Annotated in this window: 13 protein-coding genes; 4 read left to right on the forward strand and 9 right to left on the reverse strand. The window is 53.2% G+C overall.

The window, feature by feature from the left end:
• Positions 1-274: 274 nt before the first annotated feature.
• Positions 275-1,069: a tetratricopeptide repeat protein gene (locus ACKPCT_RS14305; RefSeq protein ID WP_244544603.1), complete on the forward strand. Its 795-nt coding sequence runs from the start codon at positions 275-277 to the stop codon at positions 1,067-1,069.
• 148 nt (positions 1,070-1,217) lie between these two features.
• On the opposite strand, the gene ACKPCT_RS14310 is transcribed toward ACKPCT_RS14305, so the two are convergent.
• The 9 genes from ACKPCT_RS14310 to ACKPCT_RS14350 form a co-directional block, all read right to left on the reverse strand.
• Entirely contained in the window at positions 1,218-2,183 is a 966-nt protein-coding gene (locus tag ACKPCT_RS14310; protein ID WP_090069837.1) for a type II secretion system F family protein, read from the reverse strand.
• Between the two features lie 60 nt (positions 2,184-2,243).
• Positions 2,244-3,248, reverse strand: a complete 1,005-nt coding sequence (locus ACKPCT_RS14315) for a type II secretion system F family protein (protein ID WP_090069835.1) — start codon at positions 3,246-3,248, stop codon at positions 2,244-2,246.
• Between the two features lie 12 nt (positions 3,249-3,260).
• Positions 3,261-4,730, reverse strand: coding sequence for a CpaF family protein (locus ACKPCT_RS14320; protein ID WP_090069834.1), 1,470 nt, complete (start codon positions 4,728-4,730; stop codon positions 3,261-3,263).
• 26 nt (positions 4,731-4,756) lie between these two features.
• Positions 4,757-6,064 (reverse strand): AAA family ATPase, encoded by a 1,308-nt coding sequence (locus ACKPCT_RS14325; RefSeq protein WP_319567229.1) that lies wholly within the window; start codon positions 6,062-6,064, stop codon positions 4,757-4,759.
• The gene (locus tag ACKPCT_RS14330; protein WP_175527939.1) at positions 6,061-6,810 is read right to left on the reverse strand and encodes a CpaD family pilus assembly protein; all 750 of its coding nucleotides are present in this window, start codon (positions 6,808-6,810) and stop codon (positions 6,061-6,063) included. The genes ACKPCT_RS14325 and ACKPCT_RS14330 overlap by 4 nt, the downstream gene beginning before the upstream one ends.
• A 4-nt stretch (positions 6,811-6,814) precedes the next feature.
• Entirely contained in the window at positions 6,815-8,266 is a 1,452-nt protein-coding gene (locus tag ACKPCT_RS14335; RefSeq protein WP_090069831.1) for a type II and III secretion system protein family protein, read from the reverse strand.
• The gene (cpaB, locus tag ACKPCT_RS14340) at positions 8,263-9,036 is read right to left on the reverse strand and encodes a Flp pilus assembly protein CpaB (protein ID WP_175527938.1); all 774 of its coding nucleotides are present in this window, start codon (positions 9,034-9,036) and stop codon (positions 8,263-8,265) included. Before cpaB ends, ACKPCT_RS14335 begins: the two co-directional genes overlap by 4 nt.
• A gap of 311 nt (positions 9,037-9,347) precedes the next feature.
• A complete protein-coding gene (locus tag ACKPCT_RS14345; RefSeq protein WP_319567230.1) occupies positions 9,348-9,872 on the reverse strand; it encodes an A24 family peptidase in 525 nt (174 codons plus the stop codon).
• A gap of 230 nt (positions 9,873-10,102) precedes the next feature.
• Positions 10,103-10,279, reverse strand: coding sequence for a Flp family type IVb pilin (locus ACKPCT_RS14350; RefSeq protein ID WP_090069825.1), 177 nt, complete (start codon positions 10,277-10,279; stop codon positions 10,103-10,105).
• 533 nt (positions 10,280-10,812) lie between these two features.
• Here ACKPCT_RS14350 and ACKPCT_RS14355 point away from each other — a divergent pair.
• From ACKPCT_RS14355 to ACKPCT_RS14365, 3 genes are all read left to right on the forward strand, one after another.
• Entirely contained in the window at positions 10,813-11,241 is a 429-nt protein-coding gene (locus ACKPCT_RS14355; RefSeq protein WP_244544622.1) for a pilus assembly protein N-terminal domain-containing protein, read from the forward strand.
• Between the two features lie 196 nt (positions 11,242-11,437).
• On the forward strand, positions 11,438-12,013 hold the full coding sequence (locus ACKPCT_RS14360) for a TadE/TadG family type IV pilus assembly protein (RefSeq protein WP_090069821.1): 576 nt from the start codon (positions 11,438-11,440) through the stop codon (positions 12,011-12,013).
• 48 nt (positions 12,014-12,061) lie between these two features.
• Entirely contained in the window at positions 12,062-12,628 is a 567-nt protein-coding gene (locus tag ACKPCT_RS14365; protein WP_090069819.1) for a TadE/TadG family type IV pilus assembly protein, read from the forward strand.
• Positions 12,629-12,682 lie beyond the last annotated feature (54 nt).

Raw genomic sequence — 12,682 nt, forward strand, 5'->3', positions numbered from 1 at the left:
TTTCGAGCGACTGGAATCAATCCGCCAATGACGAACAAGCCTAATGCATTTGACAAATTTCGCAAAGGCAATGACAGGGCACTGCCCAGTTCGCGCATCCTCACAAAAAGGTAGAAAAACTCAGAAATCCGCACAGCCCAAATGCATGCAAATTGCGAGAATTAACCAACCATTAGGGTTAATACTTTATTTCTGGAACATATGTGATCCCGCGCCGCAGATGGTGCGATTGTTGCGGGTTTCGCCTGCGGTGCCGATTTCAGAGGTTTGCTCCATGAATGCTCAATTGAATGCAAAACCATCCCACGCCATGCGCAAGATCATGCTCGCGGGCTCCATCGCTCTCGTCATCGCTGTTGCGGGGTGCTCCTCTAACAAGAAAAGCACGTCGTCCTCGACCCATCAGGGTGCAAGCTATGCCACTGAGGAAGCGCTCAGAGCCTCGGTGACCTATTGGGAAAAGCGCTATCGCAACAATAACAAGGATACCAAGACCGCCCTCAATTATGGGCAGTCTCTGCGTCTGCTCGGCCGTCACGATCAGGCGCTTGCTGTTTTGGAAAAGCTGGCAACCGAACATCCGAAAGACCGGGTGATTCTGGCCGCCTATGGCAAGGCGTTGGCCACCGTCGGACGCTTCCAACAAGCCCTACAGGTGTTGCAGACCGCCCAGACCCCAACGACGCCTGACTGGCGGCTGGATAGCGCCATGGGTGCAATCTATGACCAGACCGGCAACTTCCAAAAAGCCCGCGGCCATTACGACAAGGCCTTGCTGCAGGCTCCGGACTCTCCCAGCGTCTTGAGCAACTATGGTCTGTCCTACTTGCTGGAAGGCGATCTGGTATCGGCTGAAAGCTATCTGCGCCGCGCGGCTAAGAACCCCAAGGCAGACAGTCGCGTTCGGCAAAATCTGGCGCTGGCGCTGGGGCTGCAAGGCAAATTCGGGGAAGCTGAGGCCATCGCCAGCAACGAGCTTTCTCCTCAGCAAGCCGCCGAGAACATGGCCTATCTGAAAGAGATGCTCAGCCAGCGCAACAATTGGGACAAGATCAAGAAGCAAGGCTGATCTGAGATCTCGGGTTGCAGCCGCAATAAGGTGTGCGCGGCTAACACAGCAGGCTGAACACATGATAAAGGGCCTTCACGGCCCTTTTCTTATATTGCTTCCTTTTGCTTGCTTACCCCGCGGATAGCCCTTCCAAGGGCTGATCCTGCTAGTGGGTCGTGAAATATTGCACGGCAATTGGCCCCAGAACCACGATGAAAATCGCTGGCAGGAAAAACAGGATCATCGGCACGGTCAGCTTTGGCGGTAGGGCAGCAGCCTTTTTCTCAGCAGCCGTCATGCGGGCCAAGCGGTTTTCTTCAGCCATCACGCGAATAGCGTCTCCCAACGGCGTCCCGTAGCGCTCAGCCTGAATGAGCGACGTCATGACACCGCGAACACCTTCAAGCCCGGTACGATCGGAGATATTCTCATAGGCAATCCGCCGGTCTTGCAAATAGGACAGTTCTGCAGTCAGGATGGTCAATTCTTCTGCCAGCTCTACGCTGGCTGTCCCGATCTCGGTGGCCACCTTCTGGAAGCCCATTTCGGCGGTCATGCCGGACTCAACACATATCAGAAGCAAGTCCAGTGCATCCGGCCAAGCCCTTGTAATAGACGCCTGCCTCTTGTTTCTCACATTTTGCAAATAGAGCAAAGGCGCATAATAACAGGCATAGGCAAACAGCACGCACATAAACAGGTTTACCATCGGCGGATAGTCAGGCTTCAACATAACGAAGACATAGAACAGCGATATCAGCAGGCCGGCGAAAGGCCCGATGATGCGTGCGAAGGTGAAAGTCATGACATGCTTTTCAAGACGAAAACCGGCCTGCTTGAGCTTGATGCGGGTCTCCTTATCGGAAAAGGCATCGCGCATCTTGAAGCGATCCACGATGTTGACGATCAGTTCCTTAGGCTCCTGGCGCAAAGAAATGCGCCCTTCCTTGCCGCCACTATTCAAAAGAGCCCGTTCCCGCTTGCGAATGCGTTCCCGCTCGCTTGCGACCTCATGCATTCTTTCGCCGAGGCGATCCTTCTCAAGGAAAGGCATCGCCACGGCAAGAATCGAGGCGATCACAGCAATGGCCGTTAGCAGCGCAAACAGATCCTGAACTTCAAAGCCTGCCATGTTTCATTCCCTCACTGTTGCACCCTGCCTTGGGACACTCGCGTCGCAGCGACCGAACACTCAAATATCAAAATTGATCATCGCCCGCATAACCAGAACCCCGATCCCCATCCAGACCAAGGCCCCACACACGAGCATGATCCCCATCGATTCCTGGAACAGGATCATGATGAGATCCTTCTGGGTGAGGTAGGTCATGAAGCCGATAATGAACGGCATCGCGCCGATAATGGCTGCGGACGCCTTGGCCTCGGTCGAGAGGGCCTGCACCTTTTCCTTCATCTGGGCACGAGATCGCAAAACACGCGAAAGGTTCCCCAGAGCCTCGGACAAGGAGCCACCGGCCTGTACCTGAATGGCGATAACGATGGCGAAAAAGTTGGTTTCCGGCAAGGGCACGCGCTGATGCAGACGCGGTACAACTTTTGCCAGCGGTAGCCCCATTGCCTGTTCATCAACAAGACGCTTGAATTCGCTGCGCACGGGTTCGGCGGTTTCTGTCGCGGCAATCGCCAGACAGTCGCCCAAAGGCAATCCGGTTCTGATGCCGCGCACAATAACGTCGACCGCGTTGGGGAATTCTGCAATGAACTGTCTCATGCGTTTCTTGCGCTTGCGCGATAGCCAGAAATGGGGAACGCCCAGAAAGCCAACGATGCCGACACCTGTGGAAATGGTGATGGATGAGCCACCCAGCAAGGCAATGAAAAAGAAAACCACACCACTCACGGCACTATAAAGCCAGAATTGCCTTGGCGTTATCGTGAGCCCGGCCTGTCTTAGCCGTGCCTTGAGAGACTGCTTTTTCTCCTTGCCCTTCTTTTGCAGATCTTCCATCTGCTTGAGGTTGGCCTCGATGTCCTTGCGCCGGTCTATGTTGGCCGATTTCAGACGCTTGTCGGCAATCTGAATGCGGCTCATAGAGACAGCCTGCATACGCTGGTCGCGGTTATAATTCTTGGAAAGACGCGGATAAAAAAGACCCCAGGCGATTCCGATAACGGAAAAGACGACCAGAACAACCAGCGCGATGGCAAAGATCAAATCACTACTGATAAAATCCATGTCTCCTCCAGATCAGGCAAAAGTGCCCGGTTCGATGTTGGACGCGTCAAGCGCAGCGGCCAAGGCTGTTTCTTCGTTGTAATAGCGCGCACGTTCCCAAAAGGCCGGGCGGCCGATGCCAGTGGAGCGGTGCATGCCCGTAATCTTGCCGGCGGCGTCTTCCCCGGTTATTTCATAGAGGAACAGGTCCTGAGTGGTGATGACGTCTCCCTCCATACCGGTCACTTCGGTAATGTGAGTGATCCGACGAGAGCCGTCTCTAAGGCGCGAAGCCTGAACGATGACGTCAATGGAGCCTACGATCATCTCGCGAATGGTCTTGGTTGGCAGATTATAGCCGCCCATGGTGATCATGGCTTCCAGACGAGAAAGAGCCTCCCTAGGGGAGTTGGCGTGCAAGGTACCCATGGAGCCGTCATGGCCGGTATTCATGGCCTGTAGCAAGTCGAAGGCTTCAAAGCCACGCACCTCGCCCACGATGATCCGCTCTGGGCGCATACGCAGACAGTTCCTGACCAGATCAGTCATGGTGATCTGCCCTTCCCCTTCAAGGTTGGGCGGGCGGGTTTCAAGACGCACGACATGCGGCTGCTGTAGCTGCAATTCGGCAGCGTCTTCGCAGGTGACGATACGTTCGTCATTCTCGATATAGTTGGTCAGGCAATTGAGCAGTGTCGTTTTACCCGAGCCGGTACCGCCGGAAATCACCACGTTGCATCGGACGCGCCCGATGATCTTGAGGATCTGAGCCCCTTCGGGCGAAATGGTACCAAACCGCACTAGCTGATCCAGCGTCAGCTTGTCTTTCTTGAATTTACGAATGGTCAGCGTGGGGCCATCAATGGCCAAAGGCGGCGCGATCACGTTCACACGAGAGCCATCGGGCAAGCGGGCATCACAGATGGGGCTTGATTCATCCACTCTACGACCAACCTGAGACACGATGCGCTGGCAGATATTCATCAGCTGGCCATTGTCGCGGAAGCGAACATTGGTGAGATAAACCTTACCCTGAGTTTCGATATAGGTCTTCTCGGCGCCGTTGACCATGATATCGGCGATATCGTCGCGTGCCAGAAGCGGCTCAAGCGGGCCATAGCCCAGCACATCATTGCAAATATCATCCAGCAGATCTTCCTGCTCGGCGATCGAGAGAACGATATTCTTCAGGGCGATGATCTCGGAAACGATGTCGCGGATTTCCTCGCGCGCAGAATCCGTGTCCAGCCGCGCCATCTGTGCCAGATCGATCGTATCGATGAGCGCGCCGAAAACCGAGGTCTTGATGTCAAAATACTGTTCGGAACGGCCAGAGGCAGCACCATCATCAATGGGCTGATAGTTCACCTCGACCGCTTGCTTATAGCTTTCCTCGTCCTTCTTGGCAGAAGGTTTGGAAGGCGCAGGCTTTGAGGTGCTCGCCTTTGGCTTGCTCACTGGCACCGCAACTTTGGCGCCTTCTGTTCCACGTTTTCCGAACATATCTTACTAACCAGACTAACTCGATACTATTTGGACTTTTTCAGCTTCTGCAAAAGCGGTGCGAAAAGGGACTTGCTTGTCTTGGGCGCTTCCGATCGCCCCGTGATATCGGAGGCCAGATTGTCGAACAACTCCACCAGCTTTGCACCAGACCCCAATTCACTGATCATCTGACCATTGTTGGCCGCCTGCCCGAACACCGCCGGCTCGAAGGGAACCTCGATATAGGCGTCACGCTCAAGAGCTGCCGCAAAATCCTTTGGCTTAATCTCCGGGCGTTTCTGCATGCCGGTCTGATTGATGATCAGATGCGGTGGCCGTTCGCCGCGACGTTCCTGGTCAATCAGGTCGAACAGGTTCTTTACGTTGCGCAGGTTGGCGAGATCAGGCACCGCCGTGATGACGATTTCGTCTGCTCCCATAAGCAGGGCCTTGCTCCAGTCGGTCCAGACATGAGGCAGATCGAGCACAGTGTAAGGTGCGCTATTCTGCAGCAGCTCCACCATCTGCACGAAGAATTCGGCGTCATAGTCGCAGGTATTGTCAAGCACGGCAGGGGCCGTCAGCAAATGAAGTCGATCACTGCACCGGGTCAGAAGACGCTCCAGATACTGATCATCCAGACGCTCGCCGGCCTTGATCGCATCAGCGATGGATTGCGGAGGATCTTCGTTGAAATCGAGCCCGGCGGTGCCAAACGCAACGTCAAAGTCAGAGATGATGACATCTTGCTGGTTGCTGGTGGTGATCGACCATCCGATATTGTGCGCCATGGTCGAGGATCCAACCCCGCCCTTGGCCCCCATGAAAGCGACCGTCTTGCCCAATGGCTCGGCGTCGGGGCTTACAAACAGATCACTCAGGGCCTGAATGAGTTCAATCTGGCCGACAGGCGCAACGATATATTCGGACACGCCACGGCGCACCAGATCACGATACATCTGAACATCGTTGATATGGCCGATCAGCACGACCTTGGTGCCCACATCGCAGACCTCAGCCAATCGGTCGAGATCTTCGATCAGCATCTCGTAGCTTTGGTTCGCTTCTAGCAAAAGCAGATTCGGGGTCGGCGTATCGGAGAAAAACTCAATCGCCGACTGGACTCCACCCGATACCGATTTCAAATGAACCCGCGACAGGCGTCGATCTGTACTGATCGCATCAATGGTGGCCTGAATTTGCGGCGTCTCGCAAAAGGCGGAAATGGACACACGTGGCAAGGGACGGATGTCAATCGCGTCATTGGAGCCGGGGCCAGACAATTCCTGCTGGAATGCCTGCAATTCCGGATCATCCTCGAAGCCAATAGCTGGAATTGTTTGATCACTCATTGCCCGACCTCCGAGCTAGAACCGGATTTGGTATCCAGACTGCTTGACCAGGTTTCCTTGCCATCGCGATATTTGCCCGACATGGCCGAGCGCAGCATGGAATCGCGCGGTTCCCATCCGCGTGGCTGGATCAGATCCTGCGGATTGGCAACGGCTGCTGCGAAATTTTGCTGTGTCGTACATCCAAAGTCGAAATGCTGCCTGTTATTCATGCTGCGTCCGAGATCTTCAGGGTGGGTTCCGCAAGGTAGTGTCTTGGCTTCCATGCGCGGATAGGCCAAACGGATCGGCGCATCGCTCGCATCGGTTGCTGTGTAGGGAAGCATATCGATCTGGGCAGACTGTACGCCCTGCCGCATCAGATCCATTCTGATTTCCCTTGCCATGAAGCCAGCGCTCATCTCGTTGACGGCTCCAGATGGCACCATGACCTGAATGACCGAAGCACGTTCACGGCTGAAGTCCCGCGCAAACGCCGCGATGGCAGATTGCGATGACGGGGTCAGCTTTTCGCTATGCACACCGACCGGAATATCCAGTGTGCGAGCCGATTGCTGCAAGGTGATCGGATGGCGCAAACGATAGTCCTGAGAAACCGAGCCGGTCACTTCCCGCTTGGATTCGCACCCGACCAGCGCCAAGGCGCACGCAACAATAGCGGCCCCTCGCAAAAAGGAGGATTTTGCCACTGGCTGTCGTCCGGATTGTTGCATTGGCGTGATCTCACCATGTTTGAACATTGCCATGCCCTCACTCATAACTGTAGCCAAAGCGGCCATTATATTTTACACCCCGGCGTCCATTCCCTCCGACCATGTCGTAACGACGGGTCAGAGCACCAAGGAAAATGTCATTCATATCGGATGATGGCTCGACATTCTTTGTGGGCAGAGCCACTTTCGATTTGGCCACCGGCTGGACAATATAAGGGGTAACGAAGAACACCAGTTCGGTCTGATTGCGCTTGTAGTCGCGAGACCGGAACAGAGCACCCAGCACCGGCAAATCCTTGAGATAAGGGAAGCCGTCGATATTCTTGCGTATGTCATCACGCAACAAACCAGCCATCGCCATGGTGCCCCCGGAGGGCAATTCCAGCGTGGTTGACGAACGCCGGGTTCTCAAGCCTGGAATGGAGAGCTGGGCATTGGTGCTGCCGACAGTCACCGTCTGGTCTGACGAAATTTCCGAAACTTCGGATTTGATCTGCAAGCTGATGCGATTTTCCGACAGAACAATCGGGCGGAAGGATAGCGCTACACCATACTGCTTGAACTCGACCATGATCTTGCCATCGTCCAGACCGACCGGAATGGGGAATTCGCCACCAGCCAGAAAATCGGCTTTCTCGCCGGAAATGGCCGTCAGGTTGGGCTCGGCCAAGGTGCGGATCAATCCGTTGCGCTCCATGGCCTGAACGACCGTGGTCAAATAGTTGTCTGTGCCTCCCAGGCTCATGCCCAAAGCGCTTTCAGACATATTCTGCAAGGCAACCGAGAAGGGGTTGGAGATCTGTCCGGAACTGGTGAAGATACCACGTGAAAGAGCACCTCCCATGCTGATGCCGAGCTGCTTGATAACACTGCGCTCCACCTCAGCCACGGTGACGCGGATCTGAACCTGCTCACGGGCCTCGACTGAAATATAGTTGCTGACTTTCTCGCGGTCGCCAACATAGGTGGCAGCCAGATCCATGGCTTTTTCCGCATCTGCTGGTCGCTCAACCGAACCGGAGAGCGCCACCCCCTCACCGACACCATCCACGCGGATGTTGGACGAGGGGATCATCCGGCGCAACAGAGCAGCAAGAGAGGCGTTGTCTCGTGCAACATTGACATCGAAGCTGGCGATCTGATTGCCGTTGCCATCAAACAGGATCACATTGGCCTGCCCTATCGCCATGCCGATGATGTAGACCCGGCGCGGCGTGCGCACCACCGCATCGGCAACAGACGGACTGGAAACCAGCACATCGCGCACATCACGCGGGGTTTCGATCACCACAGACTTGTTGAGCCCGACATCAATGTTGCGCCCATTGGCACTGGCGGCGTTGAGGCGCATCTCAGATCCGGCAAAAGCTCCGGACGTGGGAGCCAGACAAAGCAGGGTCATCAGGCAGACAAGCATCATGACCGGCAGGGCCCTGCCAGACAGTCCGCGGTGTGTGACCATTTTCATACCAAGCGAAAATCTGATCATTGCTTTACTGTCCTCTTGCTCATCATACCGGAGCGCACCATGATTACGGTGCCATTGTTGGCCTGAGAGACCTCGGTATCGTCTTCAGCATCTTCCAGAGAGCGCAAGACAAGCGATATGGTTCCGTCGGCCTGAGCCGCCGAGAGGTTTTCAACCTGTGAAGGCAACAGCTCCAATGTCGCGGTTTCCCCGACAACCACCTTCACCCCGTCCTTTTCTTCAGTTGTCTGGTCGATTGCCAGAACCCGGATATTATTGAGGATGGTTTCAGAGCTGGCGCCATTTTTGCCTTGCTCGGTGAGAATGACATCAACCTTGTCTTTGGGAAGAATGAAGCCGCCCGCACTCGTTGCCGCCGAAATAGGCGTTGCGACGGCCCGATAGCCCTTGAGCAGAACCGAAGACATCATGCCTTTGCCTCCGATGGCCAGCTTGCCTTCGGTAATGGGCTCGCCCTGCAGGAAAGACCCGCGCGCAACAGCACCAACCAGTTCGCTATCGGCTTCGGGGCGTTCATCACGTACAATATAGCCGGGGCCGAGATTGGCTCTTGGCCATTTGCTCCATGCAAAGAGATTGGCCGTGAAATTTGTGCCGAGCGAAACATTCTGCGCAGCGGTCAGCACTTCAGCCAACTCGATCTGCTCAACTGGCGCAGCCGGTTCCACCTGGACTTCCTGCTTCTGGGTGCCAAGAGATCTGGCCAACACCAAAGCAAACAATCCGGCGACCAAAGCGACAACAATGACGGCAATACGCGCTACTCTCATGTCCTCGTTTCCCATGCGTTTCAGGCACTAGACGCTTTCAGGGCGCAAAAGCACCCGCGTTCAGTGTCCAACACTTATGGTTAACGACAAGTAAGCGTGTTTGCTTAATATGAGCTTAATTTCGCAAAAAACCGTAATTATAAACGCTCAGAAACAAAATTTGGACGCGTAAAAGGAATTGGAGGGTTCTTGGTTACGTGAATATTTTATAACTTCAAGAGTAGAAGAAAGAAAACCGCCCTTCTATGAAGAAGACCGGTATTCCGTGCTGCATCTATTGGAAGAATTTCCTATCGAACAAATGCCGATCCTCAAGAAATCGCAAGGCGAATACCGGCATCCATCCAATCAGAGATTGAATAGAGCTGAAGCCCGGCGGCGCCGAGAGCCAAACCGTAGGGAATACGCTTGACCGAATGCAGACGCATGGCCCAATCCATCTTGACCATGAAGGCGGGCAGAAAACGCGAGCGCATCAGGATAAAGGCAAAGGCCATGATGGACCCGTAAATGGACGTGAGCGCGAAGAACATGATGGTCAGTTCCGGTCCCATCCAGATCGCGGCAACGGCTGCAAATTTGGCGTCGCCACCACCGATGCATTTAAACATCCATAACAAGTAAACAGCGACGAACGTGATAGCGCCAACACCCAGATGCGCTAAGGCATCCTGCCAGCCCATGCCAGTGCCATAGGCAAAAACGGGAAAAGCAGCAAGAAAAACAAGGGCAAGACGATTGGAAATACGCATGCTGAAAAGATCTGAGCTGGCTGCATAGGCAAAGACCAGTGGGACAAACAGAACAAGACCCCAGCCAAAAACAAAATCCATCATGCTTTCATCCTTCCCCATGCTCTCAAAGAGGGTGAGACAACTCTTCCCTCGCAGTCTTCTCAAGCAACACGCCCGACTTGGACCAAATTACCCGAGAAATATTACCAATCCATTGTATTTCCTGGATAATTCATAAAGAAAAGGCCACCCGCAGGTAGCCTTCCTTTGTATCGTAGCTTGCACTTTCTTTTGAGAAAAGCGCAAGCTCCATACCTTGAAATGTCATGCCATTAAGGCAGGGTAATACCGGAAAGCTTGTTGCCAACGTTGGTCATCAGCGTGGATACGCCGCCAGCAAGAGTAGAGGCAGCAGCCATGATGCCTACGCCGATGAGGCCAGCAAGAAGGGCATATTCAATAGCGGTTGCGCCAGATTCGTCTTTCAGAAAGTGAGTAAACTTGTTCATTTTGGACTCCTAATATTCCACATTTTTGACAGCTCTTGCTCCAACAATCAGCGCTTGTCGCGTTTTTATTGCATCATTGGAACGATGTCAGTTTTATCGAATAACTCTTTCCATCACGTTAAATGAATAGGTAAACCAATAGCTAAACCAACTGAATAATATTCTTGGTTAAGAAATCACTTCGAAAAAATCAACAAACCATAACCCCACAAAACAGAACAACTCTGATAAATATTTATAAATACATTGTATTATAAAGAAAAATCATACCTAATAACTTATTAATATAAAAAATCCTCAAATTCTATTTCCATTTTTGCTAAATCACGGGTCTGACACACTTGTTTTTGTGCCACTGCACAGCTAGCCAATCCTTGCGCTTTTCTGCTCTTAAAGCTTCCTTCACCATTTTTTTCCATCTTTAGCTGAACAAGGCTTGCCTCCAAAAGGAGTGCTGGCGGCCTGCCTCATGGAGACAGATTATGAAATTCGCCCAAGCGTCCTTCGCTTTTTTAGCAATCGTTTTTTTGTCAATGGGTCAAACCGCGCTGGCAGACCAGTCCTATCCCATGATCGACGTGAAAGTGGACCGGGCCAAAGTTATGCGCGTATCCCGCGCCGCTTCCATGGTGATTATCGGAAACCCTGCCATTGCAGACGCCACCATCAAGGATAGCCAGACCCTGATCATCACCGGCAAGCAATATGGTACAACCAACCTCATTGTGCTGGACGCTGAAGGTGAGCCGATTGCCGACGAAATTCTGAGCGTGTCCTCCGCAATGGACAGCAATGTCGTTATCTATAAGGGCACAGATCGCTTCACCCTGCATTGCTCACCCGATTGCGAGCCGGTTTATCGGGTTGGTGACCAGAAAGACAAGCTGGCAGAGCTCAACACATCCATTCAGTCACGTGGCCAGCTTTCCGAAGGCGGCGACCCCGCCCCAAATCTTGAGTAGGAGACCCGCATCAGCCGCTAGATCCTCGCGATTAACCAGTTTTACCAATCATTCGTAAAGGCTTTTCTGGCAGTGTTTCTGCGCGTTATCCGAAGCATATGAGAGAGTTTTTCGCAGCATACCAGATCCATCTGCATGGCTGCTCGGTTTTCTTCCGTCCTCTTCGGCGCAGCGCCATTGAATAGAGGAACTCCCAATGAGACTGTTCTTGAAAGACGGCCTTTTTACCAAACAATCGATCGGGCTTGGAAACAAGCAGTCCTTCAGGCACGCCTTTATCCGCGATGAAGAAGGCGCCACCACGATTGAATTTGTCTTGCTGGCGGCCCCGTTTTTTGCATTTCTCTATTCGCTGCTGGCAATCGGCTATATCTATCTCAACGCAACCATTCTTGAAGATGCCGCACAGCAGGCCGGACGGAAAATCCGGACAGGCGAAGTCGCGGCCGTGGACCTCTCCAAGAATGACTTCAAGAAAATGGTTTGCAGTGGCGTTCTTATTCCGGAAGCCACTTGCCTGAGTGAACTGGTCGTTGATGTGACCAGCGATCCGGACCTCTCCCAGCTTGATACGGACGCCCCGACCAATAACGGGCAGTTGGACAGCTCGCAGGAAACTTATGATCCGGGAGATGCCAATGATTATGTCATTGTGAAAACCTATTTGCCTCTGGGGTCCATGAGCGAGTTGTTTGCGCTTTTGAATAGCGGGACGGCACCAGAATTCATTTTGTCTTCTGTCGAAGTCTTTCGTAACGAGCCTTTCGAATAAAGCCTATCGCGAGCCCTATTTCGATCCTTGAATTTCGGACATCCCATCATGCAGGCATTGACAAACAGACTTCTTTCCAAGGTTAGGGATCAGCTCGGCCGCTTTTCCAGAGATCAACAGGGTGTGTCTGCAATTGAGTTTGCCATCATCCTGCCATTGATGGTTTTTTTGGCACTTGGCACTTGGGAGCTCACTCAGGCCATCATGGTCAGCCGTAAGAATTCCAATCTTGCCACTTCGATTGCCAACCTGGCGACACAGGATTCCGAGATTACCGCGTCTGACTGGACCACGTTTGGCGATATCGCAGAGAAGATCCTGTATCCCTATGACAATCTCACCCATAGAATCGGCATGATTGCAGTCAAAGTGGACAAAAACAGCAATCTCGATGTTATTTGCCGCTATGGCTCTGCGCCGGTTGATGCCTCTACGCTGCCTACGGGTATGCGCGTGGCCGAACGCTTTTATATCATGACGGCAGCCGAAGTGGATTATCTCTCTTTTTCCGACACGTTCTCGGCCTATGGTGTCACCACGGGCATCGGAGATATGACTTTCAGGGATACAGCCATATTCTCTCCCAGAAATACTGAAGAGATATCTTGCAAATAGCGCCGTCACAGGCAGGAGCCATTGCGGCCCCTGCGCTTCCCGATGTTAGATACT

The sequence above is a fragment of the Cohaesibacter marisflavi genome (assembly GCF_963665895.2).
GTDB classification, from domain to species: Bacteria; Pseudomonadota; Alphaproteobacteria; order Rhizobiales; family Cohaesibacteraceae; genus Cohaesibacter; species Cohaesibacter marisflavi.